Genomic DNA, 19,245 nt, shown 5'->3' on the forward strand with positions numbered 1-19,245 from the left:
GTAAAAAAATAGACGCTCAGTTTTGAACGTCTATTCCCTATTTAGTTTTGCAACTAATTTACATTGAGTTGTATGTTCTGTATATTGATAATTGTCATATTTTTTTCTAAAGGTGTGAGTTTCGGAATTAAATATGTGAACGCTTCCTTCTAATTTATCTAACATATCAGCAGCTTCGTCAGAAGAAGTTCTAATTACATAATCAGAATACAATAAGTATGTTGATGATTCACGACCTATTCTAAAAAATTCAATAGGGTTAAAAAAAGTATCTTTTAAATTTGGTGAGATTCTTTCATCATCAGGTATTGCTATTGTATAATCTACGGAAAATATTTTTGAAAATCCTTCTATTTTTTCGAGTATATAATCTGTATCATAGGAAGTTTTTGAATAGAATGTTTTGTTTAAATAATAAATATTGAGTAGAAATAAGGCAGCTAAAGCCTTAATTAAACATTCTAAATTTGCATATCTAAAAAATTTTACTCTATCATGTTTTATTTTATTATAGGCATAATACCAAGACCAGATACTTTTAGTCTTTCCGTTTAACGTATATGTTTTATCTTTGTTAAACGGAACAAGCTTAACATCAAATATATTTTCATTACAGTTATCTAGGTCAAACGACACATATTTTTTTGATAAAAGAAATATGTGTTCAAGTTTTTCAAAATAGTCGTTAAAATATACCACTTTGCGTATATGTTTATTTTTATCATAGAATTTAATTTTTTCACGTTTGCACAACTCTTTAGATATGTTTTCTATTTCAGAAACTGTTCTTAAAAGTAATTCGGAAATTTTAATTGAATAAGTTTTTAACTGTTTCTTGTCAAAGGTTATAAAATAGCTTAATTCGTTTAACTCTTTTTCTAACTGTTTATATACAGGAAAAAATAAATTTTGTTGCATACAGTGCCTCCTAATCTTAAATTATAAAATATTATACCATTTTTTTGAAAAGTGAAAATTGTTTTTAAAAATAATCCTAAAATATATTTTATAATTCTAAGTTTAGTACCAGTATGTTTTAAAGGAAAAATAGACGCTCATTTCTGAACGTCTATAAAGGAAAGATATTGAGGTTTGCTGGTTTATACTATAAATCTGGATGTACTTCGATTGCATTTTTATTGCATTTTTTATTTTTTTTCATATAGATTTTAGTGGTTGATAGTTCCTGAAAATGCCTTAAAATCAATGATTTTCACTTATATGGCATACGGTCTGTCTGGAGTTTGAATAATGTACATGAGCCAAGAAATGCCGAATTTACGGCGTTCCTTGGCTCGTTTTTAGTTGAGTGACAATCAAATGACAATAATATTTGAAAACTGATTTAGAAGGAATAATTTCCGGGTAATCCATATCGATATATGCGGATGTTGTTAATCCAGCTAAGACAATTAGACTTTGAGGTATAGTTAAGGTTGTATCCGCCATTATAACGACCTGGAACTGAGATAATATTGTATCCTTTTTGTCTTAAATTTGTGATAATAAATCTTGGAACTCCTAATTGTTTTAAAGTAAGATTTCTGGTTGGATTTGTAGCCAACATGGTAATTACTTTGGTTTCGAGAATTTGTATTTCGGCTGCAGTCATATAGTGCCCTCCTTTGGTTGAGATTTGTTTAGGAGGAACATTTAAGAAAGATTTTACATAGGCATACAATTGATGTACATTCCCGTTAAAGAATTCATCTGCAATTGATTGAGGTGTATTGCAGTCACGTATTCGTTCTAAAATGGTGGAGAAAATTAGTTCTCGCTGAAATTGTTTATAGGTACGATTAAAAACGGCCTTGCAAATTCTAGTCAATTGCTTTGTCGAATAGCCTAGCGCTTTTGCTACTTCATGTTGTTTAGTTCTGTTATAAGCATAATAGATGATGTTCTTTGCGATTGTATTTTCCATTTGCATCCTCCGTATATATAGCATTATCTCATAGGGAAGAAAGATAGTCTTTGTCAAAAAGGGACATTTTATCTAATATTTGAAATCTGATGCCCCGTAAAGACAGATCAAAATATATGTTCATCGTATAGTTCCAAGTATTTGTTATTACTTTCGTGGTTTTCAATAATTGATATGATTGTATCGAAATATTTGTTTCCCAATGCCTTTCTGCTTTGTGTGGAATATATCCAAACAATGTGAAGCGGTTCAGCATATTCGTGAATGCCAAATCCACCCCACAGCAAGTCGCTAAAAGCATTCATATTACGACCTATTTTGAAGTCAATTTTAGAAGTTAATTTCTGTTCTATTTGGTCAAAAAAATCATTAAGCGTATGGATATCACGTCCATCAATGAATATCCACTTTTCAGCATTTGCATCAAGGATAGGATTTGTTATTTCAGTTACTATGAAAGTGCCTATTACTCTTGGACCTTCATATATATCCAAACACTTGTTGAGCCATAATATATTTGCATAATGTTTCGGTGAAATAAAAGTAATGGAAGCGGGGATAGATTTGTTCAAGGATACAGCACTATCAAAGCTAAGAACAGAGGTTGTCATACAGTTTTTTTTAATCATTGTGGTAGGACGAATGCCGGGAAAGATGGGGGTTATTCTACCAGTGTTTTTTAATATTCCTTTTGCATCTATATTGAGCATATAATTTCCGCCTTCCTATTTTTGGTGTAATCATACCATATCACCATATTTTCATTTTCAATATCTTGAATAACACTCAACAAGCAAGATTGATCAGTATCAAATTCAAATTGCAGTATATTGTATTTGTCTGGACGTTCTTGGAAGGTCCTGGTTACAATGGCTACTTCTTTCTTATGTATGTAGTCCTCGTATACTTAGTATTCTCGCCAAATGTTTCACCTATAATCAAATCGAAATCATTTACATCAAACTCTGGAAAAAATACATCTCCATCTTCGATATTCATATCTACTTCTGTAATGTACATTACATCAACAAAAGGGATAGCCTCTTTGTATACTCCATACCCTCCTGCTATATAAATATTTGAATTGTCAGAAAGTGCCAATGCTTCTGCCAAAGATGATACAGTAATTAGGTTTTCGCCTTCATATTTCATTGTCTTTGATACTATTATATTTTGGCGATTTGGAAGTGGATGACCAATTTCTTCATAAGATTTTCTTCCCATAACTACAATATTTCCGATTGTAAGTTCCTTAAAAAATTTTTGCTCACCTTTGATTTTCCAAGGAATCTCACCATTTCTACCAATAACATTATTTTTTGACCTTGCAACAATCAATCCAATCATTTTCTACCTCTAAAGTTTTTTATTTGTTTTTTTCGTAAACAAAAGATTCCCAAAAGGGGTTTGGGGAATTGCTTATAAATCTTCTTCTGCAAAGAATTCAAAGCTAACATTTTCTAATAGTGAATCTTTATAATCATCAAAGTGATTGAGACAGCAGTTTTGAATTTTCTCGATTTTTTCTTTGGGTGCAACTATGACTATCACAGATTTACAGTTACGGTCTGTATTAGATTTATAGTTTTCACACATATATTTAACATTCGTTATCAAATGTTCAAGTCTATTATTTGTAATATTAGTAATAGTCCAATATTTGATTTCAAAAATCAAGTCATTCTTGGTATGTTTTGAGAGAGCGATAATATCGTATTCGAGTCTGCCTATACGCAAGTTTTGTTTGAGAAGATATCTGCGAGAAAGCTTTTGGAAAAAATATTTGTAACATTTATCCTCTATTTGCATGTATCTTACAACTCTGTCGGATAAAACATTTGTTGAATTGTTTTGTTCTGTAGAGATTTCATTAGCTACTTTTTCAACAGTTTCTGAAGAACTTAATTGTGTGGCGTTAATCTTTTTGGTAATGGTATCAGATTTTATTTGCTCGTCAAGTTCTTTTTGAATGCTATACCATTTACAACAGCCAATAATTATTAAGACTAGACCTGTTACAATAAGTACAATGGAAACTACAGGCATAATTGTGGTTGTGAAATCTAATAATTTTAAATTATCATTCATCCTTTGAATTGAAATTTCGGATAGGTTATCGTAATCATTTTGGCTTATGAGTTTGTAGTTTGTGTTAAGTATATAAAGATATGCCAATACAGGTAGTGTGATAAGCAACATGCCTAGTGAAACGAGAAATTTGTAAAAACTATCGTATTGTAATTTATCCATAATTGTGTCCTTTCAGATTATTCTCTTTTCGGTTTCCTTTTCCTTTTCACATAAGAGAAATCCGGAAACAAGTCTTTTAACAATTCAGCAGCTTCTTCTACATCGTCATCTTCATTCATTTTTTGAACCAGTAGCTGGTCGTCATCATCAAGATTCAACGAAACAGTGTACTCTTTATTTGGGTCTATTGGGTTCATTGGGTATTTTACCTCTTTAAGATAATATTCCGTTTCTGATATTTCTCCATCTTCCAGTTTGTCTCGTAAACGTGCCCAATACTCAACCATCTTTCGGAAGTTATCAAGGTCTTCCTGTGGACGGGGACCGGCATTTGGAAGCCGCTCTTCAAATTTAAAGCAAACTTCTTCACCTTTCATAGTAGGGCGTAATCCATATGCCCATTCAATGTCAAACAGCACATGAAGTGCGCTGAATATATTTGCAACATCAGGGTCAGATAATGCATAAAAACTGACTCCTAGATTGTTTGCAATATTTAATAAAGTCGCTTCATCCGGATATCTGTTTCCAAGTTCATAGTTTCGGATGGTGGATTCGTTTAATCCACATTTATCTGCTAATTCCTTTTGCGTCATATCAGATGCAATTCTGAAGTTTCGAATCAAATAGCCTACCCGGCTGGTGAATTTCTCGCCCATCTTAACTGCTCCTTATTCGTGGAATGAGTGTTGTAGCATGCACGGAGACACGAGGTACAAATCATGCATCGTACATTAATACTAAATACGTTTTCTGCGAAGGCAAAAACTTGAAAAAACTTCAGTTTTCCTCGCTCGCGGGCGCGTTCTCATGGTGCTTTGCCGCTTGTTCATGTTTCGCATGTCAATCGGCAAAACTCCATGCTCACTTTTGCCTTCGCGTACATTATATCATTAACAGTACAAAAGTGAAATGTTTTTTGCTAAAAAGTATTGACAGTACAAAAATGAACTGTTAATATAATACACATCACAACCGTTCGAAAATGAACTGAATAATAAAAACAAAAGAGAGGAGGCATTAGCTTATGGAGAACAAGAGATTTTTGACAGCGCAGGATGTAATGGAAATGCTGGGAGTTTCACTATCGTATTCCTATAAACTGATACGACGGCTGAATGCGGAACTTGAGGCTGATGGATTCGTGACAATAAAAGGACGTGTCAGTACACAGTATTTTATGAAACGAATCTACGGGCTATCTACGGATAAGGAGGTGGGATAGATGGCAGTTATCAAGAATAATAGGACCGGAATGTGGGAGGTGAGAACTTATTATAAGGATTTGACCGGAGCAAGGAAACAGAAAACCAAGAGAGGCTTTGCCAAGAAGAGCGAAGCCCTTGAATGGGAGCGGAATTTCAAACTGAAAGAGGATCAGAGTATCAGTATGAGCTTCAAAAGTTTTGTGGATATTTATCTGACGGATTTAGAGCCAAGAATAAAGCGCAATACTTTTCTGACAAAGAAGCACATCATTGAGACAAAGATTCTGCCTTATTTCGGGAAGCGAAAACTGGATGATATTCGGACCTCGGATGTCATCCAGTGGCAAAATGAGATTATGAAGCTGAAAAAGGATAATGGGGAGTTGTTCTCCCCTACCTATCTGAAAACCATTCATAATCAGCTAAGTGCCATATTAAATCATGCGGTAAATATGTATGGTCTAAAGGATAATGTGGCACGAAAAGCCGGAACTATGGGCAAAGAAGAAAATAAGGAAATGGAGTTCTGGACACAGGAGGAATTTCAGGCATTTTTGGAGTGCGTGGCAGATAAGCCTATTTCCTATTATGCATTTGAAATACTTTATTGGACTGGTATTCGTGAAGGTGAGCTGCTTGCCTTGACACCGGGTGATTTCAATTTTGAAAAGAAAACGCTTTGGATAAACAAGTCATATCAGAGACTGGAAGGCAAAGATGTAATTACAGACCCGAAAACACCAAAGAGTAACAGAACAATTGTTATGCCGGATTTTCTTACTGTTGAGATGGAGGATTTCATAAGCAGTCTTTATGGAATAAGGGATGATGACAGAATTTTCACCATTTCAAAAAGTTATCTGCATCATGAAATGGATAGAGGTGCAAAGCTTGCAGGAGTGAAGAGAATCCGAATTCATGGATTACGACATTCTCATATTTCTCTGTTGATTAACTTGGGATTTTCAGCATTGGCAATAGGGGAAAGAGTCGGGCATGAGGCGGTTGATATCACATATCATTATGCACATTTATTTCCAACGGTGCAGACGGATATGGCAGCACAACTGGAAACAGAAAGGGAGGCGTTGGTCAATGTCAGAAAAGAATAGAGATGATAAAAACAGATGGCGTAATGTGACAATCGCATTTCGCATGTCGCCGGAGGAAAATGAAGAACTGAATAACAGAGTGAAGCTCAGTGGATTTCGTACCAAGCAGGATTATATTACCCAGAGTGTTCTTCATCAAAAGGTGGTTGCCACAGGCAATCCGTTGATGTTGGTACAATTCCGGCAGAACCTGCAAAGGATTGAGCATGAGCTTGAGAGGATAGAAAAGGCATCGGATATGGATGGGGAGTTACTTACTCCCATCCGTTCCATGCTGGAAATATTGGAAGGCTTCAAGGAACAACCGAGAACATTGGCGGATATGAAACACCTTACAGTACCAAATGAGGAATAACAGATATTTTATATAAAGGAAGTGACTGCTATGAGCGAAGAAACATTATTTGAAAAATTAGGTGTGAAATACATAGAAAAAGACGGCATTTTTTATCCGTTGATTACATTAGGTGGAGAGGAGAACAGTACAGATGTTGGCAAATATGGTCGTATGTGGATGGATTACATACAGAAGGAATATCCGCAGCGATACAGAAGTCTGCTACGATTTGGAGAATTACATGATAAAGCAACAGAGGTAAATGAAGTGGCTTATGAATTGCTGGAAGATATTGAAAATGAGTGGTTACATAAACATAAACCAAAGCAGTTGAATTCTTTTGTGGAAATGTATCAGCTACGAACTCAGGCAAGAATGATAGCAGAGGAAGTAGTTCTGCATGATGTGGTGGACTGTTTTCATTAGGGGATAAGCGAAGTTCTGTATCGGGGCTGTGGCTGGTAAATAATATGTCGCGTATCCGCGACTCATAAGCTCCCGAAAGGGAACTTTATCCGGCGGGGAGAGCCGTATAGCCACTCCGGCGAGGAGCGCAAAACCCGCTTGCGGGTCTGCATTTTTGATAGCGAAGCTGTCAAAAGTGCTTTTGCGTTACTTTTGACAAAAGTAACAAAACCTTCCCAGGGAAATCTGCTGTTTCGTGCCGTATCCGGCACTCATTACGGATAAGAAGGAGGTGCATATATACATACCAAAAGAGGAGGATTTTGACTATGGAAAGAACTATCAGTTTTATGAATGGGGAAGGTTCCATCGGGCACAACACGAGAAGATTTATAGCTGACAATGTAGATGCCAGCCGTACCAAGAATAATATCACTCTTATCCATGAGGATATTAAGCAGGCATATCACAAATTGTTTGACGAGGTACTTAAGGAATATAATGCAAAGCAGAAACGCAAGGATAGGCAGATTAAAAGTTATTATGATAAGATTTCAAGAAGCAAGCAGGAAAAATTATTTTATGAGGTTATCGTTCAGATAGGCAACAAGGATGATACCGGAGTAGGTAGTTATTCTGCAGAGGTTGCAACATGGGTGCTGAAGGATTATGTGAAAAAGTTCCAACTTCGAAATCCACAGCTTTATGTGATTGGTGCCTATATTCATTTGGATGAGGAAACACCACATTTGCATCTGAATTTTATCCCGTGGGTATCAGGCTGTAAGAGAGGATTGGAGACAAAGACAAGTCTTAAGGCTGCACTAGCGACAAGAGGATTTGTAAGTGAAGGAAAAGGCAATACCGAATGGAAGCAGTGGGCGGAGGCGGAGAAAGATGATATTGCCCTTATTATGAGCCGGTACGGAATTGACTGGAAAAAGAAAGATACACACAATAAGCATTTATCCGTACTGGATTATAAGAAGCAGGAACGGGCAAAAGAAGTGGCTGAACTTGAGGAGGAGATAGAGGGGGCACAAGTTGTACTGGAATTAAAAGAGGAACGGATTGAGTCTCTGGAGAAAGAAATTGAAAGTAAGCGAGATGGTTTTAGAAAAGAACAGTCTGAGGCTCAAAAGAAGCTGGATGATACCATAGTCGAAAATCAGAAATTGCAGTTGGAAACAACGGATTTACGCTTAAAGAATTTGGAATTAAGGCTGGAATATTATGAGAATGTAGATAAGCTCACAGATAAACAGAAGGAAATTGAGGTGGCGAAAAAAGAGGCTGACAAGTGGATGATGATTTCGGATACTGCAAAATTACAGACTGAACGGGCTGAATTTGAACTGGAAGAGGCGGAAAGGCTTAAGAAGGAACTGCTTGGTGCGGTCGATGGAGATGATTATCTGAAGGAGCAGGTGATAGAGCTGAGGTATCAGAACCAGATATTGCGGGAGGAGAATCGTAGCCTAAAGGACAAGCTGGAAAAGGCATATGAGTTTATGAAACAGTTTGTGATTGGTGGGATTAATCTGCTGGAGAAGTTTATGGAGTGGATCGGAGAGAAGATCAAGGATGTGAGGAGAGGAAGGTGATGTGAAAAATTCACAAAAAAGAAAGGAAATTAATGTGGAGAATTCATGAGAATTGTGGTAAAATTACCTTGGGATTTTGTCTTTATTTCTATGAATGGGAATGCTATTTTTAAGTAATATTGGAAATATGAGTCCAGATTATTGAACATATATGATATGTATAATGCTGTTAGATAGACAATTTTCTAATTACTTATTAAGGAAGTTAGTTATTATGCGAACAATGTTATTGAGCTTCAAGCCAGAATGGTACAATAAAATTATGGATGGTAGCAAGCTATTTGAGTATAGAAGAACATTTCCAAATGAAGAAATAATGGCATATATGTATGTTAGTTCTCCTGCGAAAATGATAGTTGGAAGGAGTCATTTAGGTAAGAGAATTGATATTAACACATGGAGAGAACAATACAAGTCGGATAAAGGAGTGTGTGAAAGAATAGATGGTTTTCTTACAAGACATACTTACGCAATGCCAGTATTGTCTTTTCAGATGACAAAGGAAATAGAATTAGAAACACTTCGCAAGTTTAATCCCAATTTTGTATGTCCTCAAATGTATTATTATTTGGATAATTATCCAGAATTGTTTGATTTTATAAAGAAAAATGCAACTGACATTGGGGAATTGCACATTAATTCATTTGTGAATATTGGAAAAGATGAGATTTGCAGAAAAAAATATTAGGAGGTATGACATGGGTGATTTTGGTGAGGCAGAAAGACGAATATTAGGATTTATGTTAGAAGGGACAGAGTTTGTCTTTGAAGGAAAAGAATATGCAGTAGTTTTATCTGGGAAACCAACATGTCGTAAAGGAGAACCTAAAACAGACATTTATATTTTGGCAGAATCAGATGAGGGTGATATTGAAATTAAAATTTCTTATAAGAAAGAAAATGCTGATTTTATTGAAAATAAGATGAGTGCAGAACGTGCAGAACAATTATTTGGTGAAGATTGGATAGATATTATAGAACACTCTACTACAGCTATTCAGGATAAATTTTATGAGCGAATGCTGATTTATAAAAATGGATTTAGAAGAACTGAAAAGGGTTCAATTACCCTCGGATGGAAATTTGAGTTGCTTAATAAAAGTGGTGGAGACTTATCTGGGAAAATGTTACTTACAGATGAACAGGTAGTAGATGTTTATGCAGGAAGTAATCTTTCTCCAGATAAGAAAAATGCGAGCGTTTGTGGACAAATCATAAGAGATAGCGGTGTGGCTAACTACATATTGATGGATGAGAATGTTCATTCTGCGCAAGATGTAATAGATAAAATGATTCCTATAAGAGAATATGTAATGATGCACCCGGATATTTATTTTGCTTGTAAGGCTTTGAATTACAGAACTTTTGCTGAAAAATGGGATGGGAATAGACCGTTATCAGTTCAAGTAAATTGGGATGCAATTAATAATAGATTAGTTCCCGAACTTGTTTTTGACAAGCCATTAATAGTAAAAGGTGATGAGGTGGCTGAAAGACTTATTCATTATATGCGGAAATTAAATATTAGAACAACAGAAGATATTGATGAGGATAATTCGGGAACTGATAAAATAGTATAGAGGTGACAAACATGGCTGTTATTTTAGAAGAAAGAGGGCGTGGTAAATTTAAACCCGCTCCAGATTATAAAGTTGATGAAGTAAAAGAACTTCTAAATAAAAAAATTGAAGAAGAAAGACAGGCATTTGCAGATTGTAGTGAAGAGATTGAGTTTGATAAGCTTAACTATGATCCCAATAAGTGGAACCTGCTGTCACTATTTTCGGGATGCGGTGGTCTGGATTTGGGCTTCGAATTAGCAGGCTTAAAAGCAGTTATGGGCGAAGAAGTTATGGAAGTAGCATTTGCCGACAAAAAGGTCTTTGATGAAAATATCAATAATAATGTATTCAATACGATTTATGTAAACGATATATTTGATGAAGCAAGAGAAACCTATGCACAGAATGCAGGTAAGTATATATACATGGACAAGAGTGATATAAGAAAAATAAAGGAGTTTCCCAAGGCAGATATTGTATTAGGCGGTTTCCCTTGCCCGGGCTTTTCAGAGGCTGGACCGAGATTGGTTGATGATAAGAGAAACTTTTTATACTTACATTTTATTCGTTGCCTGATGCAGAGCAAACCAAAAATTTTTGTGGCTGAGAATGTAAAAGGAATGATGACTCTTGGAAAGGGTGAGGTTTTCAAGCAGATTGTTCAGGACTTTGCAGCAGCAGGATATACAATATATCACAAGCTTTTAAACTCGGCAGAATATGGTGTGCCACAGATAAGAGAACGAGTAATTTTGGTTGGTGTCAGGAATGATATAGACTTTGAATATGTTCATCCGGAACCTACACATGGGTATGGTATTGATGGATTGAAAGAGGTGGTAACACTTCGTGATGCTATTGGTGATTTAGAGGATGATCCGGGAGATTATTTTACAGGCTCGTATTCTACTATTTTTATGTCGCGTAATCGAAAAAAACTATGGTCACAACCAAGTTTTACGATTCAGGCATCAGGTAGACAGGCACCGATCCATCCAGCAGGAGCACCTATGGAACATGTTGGCAAGGATAGATATGTCTTTAGTGATGGGGAAGAGAATAATCGACGCCTATCAGTGAAGGAAATAGCAAGAATTCAGACATTTCCGGATTGGTATGAATTTAGCAGAGGAACAAGTAACAGAAATGATAATGCCAAACTTGATTTGGTGTATAAGCAGATAGGTAATGCAGTGCCGGTACGCTTAGCATTGGCTGTTGCGGAACCGATTGCGGAGTTTGCAAGGACACAATTAGAACAAGAAAAAGAAGATACAAAGTATGTGATTGTTCATGAAACGGAGAAAAGAATGATGGCATAGAAAAGTAATAATACATTTTGGATAGAAAGTGGTGATGACATGCAGGATTTTTCAAGTGTAAACATAAAAAATATGATTATTCATAATGTAGGAAATAAAGTAAAAGGTGAATCGCTAGATTTATCAACAGAAATATGTGATACTAATAATAAAGTAACAAATCAGTATCTGAAACAATTCTTTTTTTCAACATTTAAATTTGATATAACATACAGGTTTGTACATGAGACAGATATAGCAATGAATGAAATATATAATTATGTAAAACACATATTTGATAATTCAGATCAGTTTTATGAGCAATCTGTAAATATTGCTAAGCACCTGTATGAAGTGTCAGTGCATCCTAACATAAAAGCAGGAGAATTGTGTATAGTATATTTACAAAACTGCATAATAGATGATAATGTCACTGATGCTGTAGGAATTTATAAATCAGAATCTAAAGATTATTATTTGCAAGTTAATAGTACTGAAAATGGATATGATATTGAATGCCAACAGGGTATTAATCCTAAGAAATTGGATAAAGGATGTCTTATATTTAATTCATCAGATTCAAATTATAAAGTATGTGTTGTAGATAAAAATGTTAATGATGCCATGTATTGGAAAAAACTTTTTTTGATGATTGAGGAAGAAAAAAATGAATATGTCAATACATCAAAGACATTGAAATCATGTAAAAGATATATTGCTAAAAATGAAGATTTAGAACCAAAAAAGAAATTGGAACTTATAAACAATTCTGTAGAGTATTTCGAAAATAATGATGAATTTGATTTGGAAAAATTTTCAGAAAAAGTATTTAATAATAAAGAAGAATCAGATAAGTTTAAAGTATATTTAGATTCATATGAGATAGATAATAAATTTAGTATATCGTCGAATGCTGTAACTAAAATTAAGAAAACAATAAAGAAGAGTATAAGATTAGATGATAATGTGGAGATTAAATTTAATGATACTGTAGATGATATTAATAATTTGATTGAGAAAGGTTACGATAAGGAAAAGAAAAAAAAGTATTATAAAATATATTATAATGATGAAGATTAGGAGGAGCAAATATAATGGCTGGTGGTGAAAAAGCGAAAAGCTCTGGTGAATACGGAGAACAAATTGTAAAAAATATTCTTGATATGATGGGATGGAATAATGCAAATAGTGGGGTGACGGTACCATGCGTACATAAAGAAAAACATAAAAGGGAAAATTCTAAAGAGTCTCAAAAGCATGGAATTGATTATGTCTATACATATAAATCTCAATTAAGAGATGCCACTAAGCAAGATGTTTTGGTAAGCGTTAAATGTAGAGATGGATATCCAGTAACAGATAGCGGAATAAAAAGTAAATTTAAAGAATTTGTATTAGATTTGGCATATGCGATGGAGTGCTATCCAGCATGCGAATTAGCAAAGAAAAAGATACCTAATACAGATAAGAAGGTTATATCGGGATTAATATTCTGGATTGACAGAAGTCGTGAAGATGGGAGAGAAAATGAAAGTGTTATAGACAAAATAGGAAATTTTTATATGAATCAAGAATGTGTGTATGAAACAATAGCATTGGTAGACAACAAAAGAGCACAATTCTTATATCAGTTGTTATCTTATGCTCATTCAAAATATGGTAAAGAAAACGTTGAGTTTTTTTATATTGACACGGGGTTGAATAATTCTAGCCTACAACGCGTATATAGAGGAAAAGAAATGCCATATGAGTATATTAACTCAAATGTTATTCCGTTAGCAATTAGCAATGGTGACGAAAAAAGATTGTTTATTGGTGTTGCTGAAGCTTTTTGTAAAGAGTATTTAGAACGCTTAATAGGATTAGCACAGGAACTAACTAGTACATGGACTGCAAAGGTTACAATAGCATTTCCAGATTATAACTCGTTTGAACATAAGGAAGTTGTTTTAATGGCAAAAAGTTCTTTTGAAAATGCTGATTTTGTAAAAAATATTGAGGTTATAACGTATAAACCAGATTTCAGAGATGAGGTGATTTAATAATGGAGGAAATAAATATAAAAACATTGCTTCCGGTTGGTGAAAAATTAAAACCTTTGTTAAGCAAATCATGTATAAGTGAGTCTGATTTAAAAGGGATTTTAGCAGAACGTGGAGTATTCATGGGCGACAATTCTAAACAAATGTCAATACCGCTTCTTACACTTTCAATTATAAGTCCTAAAGAGTTTGAAAAATTACAAGAGTTTCAAAAGACGAAAGAAGATAGTGTGAAATTTCGCACCTCAAAAATTGAATCATCGACAAATGAGAATTTAAATGATATAGTGCCACTTTCTTTGATTGAACCTCAAAAAATAATAGATGATTCAAGTAATTATACTGTTAATACGGATATGCAATTTACAATGAATTCTGAAAATAATCTTGTTCTTGAATACGAAATTTTACGAGAGGATATCACGAAAGATTGGGCAAATTGTGAGAGTAAATTTTCAGGAAGAGTTGAAATTGTAAAAGATGAAAAAACCAAAGAAATTACATTTAGAAATGAATTCACATCATCTGAAACAGAAGTAATTAATCGAAAAGTTGTTAAGGATGTAGTGAAACTTTTGAAGGACAAAGGTGCAGTAGCAACTTCTGATTATGCAACGGAGTTATCTGCTAAAGAATTCAATAATAATCAGCGATTTATGTTTATGTTGTCAATAGCTAATAACAGTCCAAATGGATTTTTAGAATTTGAAGCAGTGAAAAATATAGAAATAGGGCCAGATAGGGAATCAAAACAACCACTGCCTGATTCAGCAAAATGGATGAATGGGAGCGTAAAAAATATTATAATTAACAGTGAAAAAGGGGAAACATTAGAGAACGTAGAATACATTTCTGATCCATCATATCATGATGTACTAATACTTAGGCAGGTTCAAGCACAGTATAGATTCGAATTTGGAGAAATGAATGGGAGGTGCATTATTGAATATGGCTTTCCACATTATTTTAGAAAAAATGTAAAAGGTGATTCATTTGAATCGCGTTTGGCAAATATTTATTTTGGAAAAGCAAGCAAAAGTCAAAATGTAAAAAATGCAACTAGATTAATATTGGAAGAATTTGAAAAATTATATCAAATGCAATATCATTCGTGTTTGAAAAAATAAAATGGGTATAATTGCATTAAAGATTTACTGGTGAAGTGACAAGTTATTCTACTGACAACAAAATGACAATATAATCACCTAAAAATCCACGCAACAGGTACAATCTGGACAAAACTCCTGGATTTTCACCACCAAAATCAATACATTACACCACACAACAACTTTACAAAGAAGAGTTTGAATAACGGACAGAAATGCCGAAAGCCTGTATTTATGCGGGTTTCCGGCATTTATTTTATCGAATGGCTCTGGTTTGGCTCTATTTGTGAGAGCAATAATGGCAAGAAAATAGTAAACGGTAGAATACGAGCACCTTGACAAATAGCAGACCGCTTTTGCGGTCTGTTTATTTTCCGCTGGCTTTTTGCGGCTTTCTAATGTTTTCGGGCAACATATCTGACCATGGCAGAAGTTCTGCAAGAAAATCTGTGTTTTTGTCATCTACATGTTTGGGAATCTCCGTAAGCAGATATTCGAAATAATCGAAAGGTTTCAGGTTATTCGCCTTTGCAGTTTCTGCGATACTGTAGATGATCGCTGAACTATTGGCTCCATTGACCGTATCGATCATCTCCCAGTTTTTCTTCCCTATACAGAATCCACGGATCGCACGTTCGCTGGCATTGTTGTCTATTGGAACATCCCCATCTTCCAGAAAAACTTTCAGGTAGCTTTCCTGGTTCAGTGCATATGTAAATGCTTCCCGTATTTTACCGTTCTTTGGAATCTTAGGTTCATTCTGTTTCAGGTACGCAAAGAAAGCATCCACCAGTGGTTTTACCACAAGCTGACGCTGCATGAGCCTGTCTTCCGTAGAAAAATCAGACAGTTTTCCCTCTTCCCGGTAAATGGCCTGTATCTGTTTCATGATCAGATGCAGGATTGATTCCTTTCGGTGTGCTTTGGGTATCACTTCCAGTGCATCGTTAAACCTGCGCCTGCAGTGAACCCAGCAGCCTGCAATCTTCAGATTTTCACGCTCCTTTTCCAATGTATGATATACCTGGTACCCATCCGTAACACAGATCCCGGTGTAATCCCTCAGGAATTCCCGGGGATGGGATGCATTACGCGTTTTCTGGTATTCATAAAGGATGATCTGACGATCCCGGTACATAAAGCCGGACCGGTACACCCACATGTAACTCTGGCTGCCGGCAGGACGCCCGTCCTTATTTACAAGTACAGGAGTCTCATCTGCCTGTATCACATGATAATCATACAGAAGCTTATGCAGATAATCATACATGGTTCCCAGATATTCTTCCCCAAGACGGATCATCCAGTTCGCCATGTTCTGTCTGGTAATGGCAAGCCCGTACCTTTCGAATTCTTTTTCAAGACGGTAGAGAGGTACCGCATTTACATACTTACCATTTATGACTGCCGCAGCAAGGGACGGGGATACAAGGCTTCCATGAAGCAGATTTCTGGGATGGGGTGCCTTTATCATGTGTTCATCCAGTTTACTGGAATAAACGCCGATATGATGTTCCTCTATCACGACATTGGCCGGAATGAACTGATAACATCGGGAAATGGCATCCGGAAGCTGTTTCCATCCGTTTTCACCAAACTCAGCCGTCAGTTCTTCCTCTTTCAGATAGTGATCAATACGTTTTACTGTCAGCCCTGCTATATCAGCCGCTTTTTTCCCTGGCTGTTTTTTCTTTTTGGGTGCTTTCAATTCCAGGTCATCAGGTTCCGGTGCATCCAGGTCGCAGACTGCCTCTGCTTCATTAAAGAATACGATAGTCCCGTCCACTTCCATGAAACGTATCTGTTCAGAATCCGCCATTTTTTCGCTGGATCTGCCAAAACGGTTCTTCTGAAAAAGGACCATCTGTTCCATCATCAGCTGCATCCTGTCATTTAAGGCCTGCGTTTGCCTGGACAATTCTTCCATCTGTCCCTGCATCCCAAGAAAAAGCTCTATCAGCAGATCCTTATCAAACTTATTCAGTTGTTCTTTTGTGTACTTGATCGTCATAACCGGAACTCCTGTCTTTATACTGATTCCGATTATAACAGAATTTTTGTATTTCCGCCAATCCTTCAGATATGGGCTTTCGTCATAATGACGGTGGATAATACATCTGGAAAGCCGTTGTTTTACAGCTTTTCAGATGTATTATCCACAACAGTTTTTCTATTCACACGATAACAAATGTAATGAGAAAAGACTGTTTGTGGATAACCTTTTTCATCCGGTTGATACACATCATTTTTACAGTTTTGGTACTTTTTTATTTTCGGCATTTTGCACAGGCTACATAATGCGGGGTGTCTCTTTCAGCTCAGAGATCAGATGGCGTGCAACGATCTCCAGTCCCTGCATCAGCATACGGTACTGGTCGTCTGTGATCGCCATTGCCTCATCTGCTGAACGGGGCCACCGGAATGCACCATTATCGAGTCTCTTGTACATAAGGAGAAAACCATCGCCTTCCCAGAGCAGTGCTTTGATCCGGTCACATCTTCTTCCACAGAAAAGAAACAGTGTATTTTTGTCGTAAGGATCAAGCTTAAACTGAAAGCGTACGATCGTTGCCAGTCCATCGATCCCACGACGGAGATCCGTAAATCCCATCGCCAGATACACCTTTTTAAATCCGGAAGCATCTGCATCATTCAGCATGGGTAAAAGCCTTTATGAGATGGCAGAGCATTTCCGGTGAAGTACCGGAAAATATCTCAACTGACAGTCCCCTGGTATTTTTAATACGGATCATTGGCAGAGTTCCTGCCGAAATGCATGTACCGGATTCTTTTGAAGTATCTGTTTTCTTTGGATCTGGTGCAGGTGCGGGCAGTTCCACAAAAGCAGTGGTTTCTGTGTCCTGCATCTGATCCAGGTATATCTGCCTGACACGCCGGAGACGGTAATAATAGTTGGCTTTTGTAAGATTATTTTGGGTACACCAGGTTTCAACATCCATCCCTTTGGGACGGTTCTGACAATTCCGGATCTGTTCTGCCCATTGTCTGATCCTCACCTGCTGAGCTACAAGGCTGGTTTGCGTAGCCATAATATTCCTCCTCTGAATCATAGTCAGTTAAAAAAGTTAAGTACTAAACTTTTTTGACTATGTTATTTTGTTGAGTATGATTATGGCATAACTTGAAGTGAATAAAAAGGTACTCGTATTCTACCGTTTACGAAGTTTGCAGTTATTATTGCCAGACATAATGGTAAATGGGTATTTTGCAAGCACAAGGAAAGAAATACATGGGAGGCACCGGGGGGACATAGAGAAGATGGTGAGGATATTCTTGAAACAGCCAAACGAGAACTATATGAAGAAACAGGAGCAATAACTTTTGATATTACTCCAATTTGTATATATTCTGTGACTGCACCAGATAATTTCGATGGAATGGAGACTTTTGGAAAATTATTCTTCTCAGATATACATACATTTGAAAAAGAGCTTCACAGTGAAATTGAAAAAATAGCAATTATGGATGAACTACCGATTAATTGGACTTACCCAGAAATTCAACCCAAACTGCTAGAAGAAGCAAGAAAAAGAGGATTTTGCCCCAAAAAGGACGAAATAAAATGGCTATTTTTTGATGTTGGGTCGACATTGGTTGATGAAAGCAAAGTTTATGAAGACAGGATGAAAAGGATAGCGGATTTATCAGGTTTAACTTACGAGCAAATTTATAAATATGCCATGTCGTTTTATAAAGAAAACAAAAAAGGAGATTTAGAGGTAGCAAGGCAATTGGGGGTGAAATTACCTAAATGGGAATCGCAATACGAGAGGCTGTATACAGACACTAAAGATTGTTTGAAAAAGTTAAGTAGAATTTATAAAATTGGTGTAATTGCAAACCAATCATTAGGAACTTCTGAGAGATTAGAAAATCTTGGAGTACGAAAATATATTGATTTGATTATCGCATCAGCAGAAGAAGGCGTTTCAAAACCTGATAGGCGCATATTTGAAATTGCATTGGAAAGAAGCTGTTGTAAGCCAGAGAATGCAGTCATGATTGGTGACCGTATTGATAATGATATTGTACCCGCAAAACAGTTGGGTATGAAAACTATATGGGTAAAACAGGGATTAGGAAGTTTGTGGAATATAACAGATGAGAGTGAAAAAGCTGATATGGAAATTAATAACTTATCTGATGTATTAAAATATTTATAGGGGATAGGTCTATAAAATAAGATTCAAATTACAATTGTTCTTGCAGAACATATGATATATGTTAGGGTGAAGTATCGCACAATATCTAATAAATATGACAGATTGGAAATCTCTTATAATCAAGAATTGTCAGTGAAAGAGCGGATTCGTAATCGACTTGATGATGTGCTGAGTGAGAATGAACAACTTCGTAGTGTAGAAATGGATTAT

21 protein-coding genes and 1 pseudogene are annotated in these 19,245 nt (G+C 35.8%); 13 read left to right on the forward strand and 9 right to left on the reverse strand.

Annotated features, from left to right (window positions below; all coding sequences use genetic code 11):
* Positions 1–30: 30 nt before the first annotated feature.
* The 6 genes from DW743_RS07415 to DW743_RS07440 form a co-directional block, all read right to left on the reverse strand.
* Complete coding sequence (locus DW743_RS07415; RefSeq protein ID WP_117761147.1) at positions 31–918, reverse strand: hypothetical protein; 888 nt, start codon at positions 916–918, stop codon at positions 31–33.
* A 427-nt stretch (positions 919–1,345) separates the two neighbouring features.
* On the reverse strand, positions 1,346–1,924 hold the full coding sequence (locus tag DW743_RS07420) for a helix-turn-helix domain-containing protein (protein WP_117761149.1): 579 nt from the start codon (positions 1,922–1,924) through the stop codon (positions 1,346–1,348).
* 107 nt (positions 1,925–2,031) lie between these two features.
* Positions 2,032–2,634: a barstar family protein gene (locus tag DW743_RS07425; protein ID WP_117761151.1), complete on the reverse strand. Its 603-nt coding sequence runs from the start codon at positions 2,632–2,634 to the stop codon at positions 2,032–2,034.
* Between the two features lie 163 nt (positions 2,635–2,797).
* On the reverse strand, positions 2,798–3,271 hold the full coding sequence (locus tag DW743_RS07430) for a dihydrofolate reductase (RefSeq protein ID WP_012740003.1): 474 nt from the start codon (positions 3,269–3,271) through the stop codon (positions 2,798–2,800).
* A 72-nt stretch (positions 3,272–3,343) separates the two neighbouring features.
* Positions 3,344–4,174, reverse strand: coding sequence for a hypothetical protein (locus DW743_RS07435; RefSeq protein WP_117761153.1), 831 nt, complete (start codon positions 4,172–4,174; stop codon positions 3,344–3,346).
* Positions 4,175–4,191: 17 nt separating this feature from the next.
* Positions 4,192–4,833, reverse strand: a complete 642-nt coding sequence (locus tag DW743_RS07440; RefSeq protein ID WP_117761155.1) for a helix-turn-helix domain-containing protein — start codon at positions 4,831–4,833, stop codon at positions 4,192–4,194.
* 368 nt (positions 4,834–5,201) lie between these two features.
* On the opposite strand from DW743_RS07440, the gene DW743_RS07445 reads away from it, so the two are divergent.
* From DW743_RS07445 to gapS4b, 11 genes are all read left to right on the forward strand, one after another.
* The gene (locus DW743_RS07445; protein ID WP_022431210.1) at positions 5,202–5,399 is read left to right on the forward strand and encodes a hypothetical protein; all 198 of its coding nucleotides are present in this window, start codon (positions 5,202–5,204) and stop codon (positions 5,397–5,399) included.
* On the forward strand, positions 5,400–6,494 hold the full coding sequence (locus tag DW743_RS07450) for a site-specific integrase (protein WP_117761157.1): 1,095 nt from the start codon (positions 5,400–5,402) through the stop codon (positions 6,492–6,494).
* A complete protein-coding gene (locus DW743_RS07455; RefSeq protein ID WP_117761160.1) occupies positions 6,478–6,849 on the forward strand; it encodes a plasmid mobilization protein in 372 nt (123 codons plus the stop codon). The genes DW743_RS07450 and DW743_RS07455 overlap by 17 nt, the downstream gene beginning before the upstream one ends.
* A gap of 30 nt (positions 6,850–6,879) precedes the next feature.
* Positions 6,880–7,257 (forward strand): TnpV protein, encoded by a 378-nt coding sequence (locus tag DW743_RS07460; RefSeq protein WP_117761162.1) that lies wholly within the window; start codon positions 6,880–6,882, stop codon positions 7,255–7,257.
* A 308-nt stretch (positions 7,258–7,565) separates the two neighbouring features.
* Entirely contained in the window at positions 7,566–8,840 is a 1,275-nt protein-coding gene (locus tag DW743_RS07465) for a plasmid recombination protein (RefSeq protein ID WP_117761164.1), read from the forward strand.
* Between the two features lie 214 nt (positions 8,841–9,054).
* On the forward strand, positions 9,055–9,528 hold the full coding sequence (locus DW743_RS07470) for a hypothetical protein (protein WP_117761166.1): 474 nt from the start codon (positions 9,055–9,057) through the stop codon (positions 9,526–9,528).
* Between the two features lie 10 nt (positions 9,529–9,538).
* Entirely contained in the window at positions 9,539–10,420 is an 882-nt protein-coding gene (locus DW743_RS07475) for a hypothetical protein (protein ID WP_117761168.1), read from the forward strand.
* Positions 10,421–10,431: 11 nt separating this feature from the next.
* A complete protein-coding gene (locus tag DW743_RS07480) occupies positions 10,432–11,724 on the forward strand; it encodes a DNA cytosine methyltransferase (RefSeq protein WP_117761170.1) in 1,293 nt (430 codons plus the stop codon).
* A gap of 39 nt (positions 11,725–11,763) precedes the next feature.
* Positions 11,764–12,783: a nucleoid-associated protein gene (locus DW743_RS07485; protein ID WP_117761172.1), complete on the forward strand. Its 1,020-nt coding sequence runs from the start codon at positions 11,764–11,766 to the stop codon at positions 12,781–12,783.
* Between the two features lie 14 nt (positions 12,784–12,797).
* Positions 12,798–13,745, forward strand: coding sequence for a GapS4a family protein (gapS4a, locus tag DW743_RS07490; RefSeq protein ID WP_117761174.1), 948 nt, complete (start codon positions 12,798–12,800; stop codon positions 13,743–13,745).
* Positions 13,746–13,747: 2 nt separating this feature from the next.
* Positions 13,748–14,872, forward strand: coding sequence for a GapS4b family protein (gene gapS4b, locus DW743_RS07495; protein ID WP_117761176.1), 1,125 nt, complete (start codon positions 13,748–13,750; stop codon positions 14,870–14,872).
* Positions 14,873–15,218: 346 nt separating this feature from the next.
* Here gapS4b and tnpC read toward each other — a convergent pair whose 3' ends face one another.
* The 3 genes from tnpC to DW743_RS07510 all read right to left on the reverse strand — a co-directional run bounded on the left by tnpC (position 15,219) and on the right by DW743_RS07510 (position 17,901).
* Complete coding sequence (gene tnpC, locus DW743_RS07500) at positions 15,219–16,862, reverse strand: IS66 family transposase (protein ID WP_117761178.1); 1,644 nt, start codon at positions 16,860–16,862, stop codon at positions 15,219–15,221.
* Between the two features lie 279 nt (positions 16,863–17,141).
* Positions 17,142–17,510: an IS66 family insertion sequence element accessory protein TnpB gene (tnpB, locus tag DW743_RS07505; RefSeq protein WP_117761180.1), complete on the reverse strand. Its 369-nt coding sequence runs from the start codon at positions 17,508–17,510 to the stop codon at positions 17,142–17,144.
* Positions 17,500–17,901, reverse strand: a complete 402-nt coding sequence (locus DW743_RS07510; RefSeq protein ID WP_117761182.1) for a hypothetical protein — start codon at positions 17,899–17,901, stop codon at positions 17,500–17,502. The genes tnpB and DW743_RS07510 overlap by 11 nt, the downstream gene beginning before the upstream one ends.
* 147 nt (positions 17,902–18,048) lie before the next feature.
* On the opposite strand from DW743_RS07510, the pseudogene DW743_RS18905 reads away from it, so the two are divergent.
* Positions 18,049–18,198 (forward strand): annotated as a pseudogene (locus tag DW743_RS18905) (NUDIX domain-containing protein); the annotation flags it as partial.
* Positions 18,199–18,249: 51 nt separating this feature from the next.
* Positions 18,250–19,035 (forward strand): HAD-IA family hydrolase, encoded by a 786-nt coding sequence (locus DW743_RS07515; RefSeq protein WP_243004558.1) that lies wholly within the window; start codon positions 18,250–18,252, stop codon positions 19,033–19,035.
* The last annotated feature ends 210 nt before the right edge of the window (positions 19,036–19,245 follow it).

Source organism: Blautia sp. AM28-27, assembly GCF_003480905.1.
Taxonomy (GTDB): Bacteria; Bacillota; Clostridia; order Lachnospirales; family Lachnospiraceae; genus Fusicatenibacter; species Fusicatenibacter saccharivorans.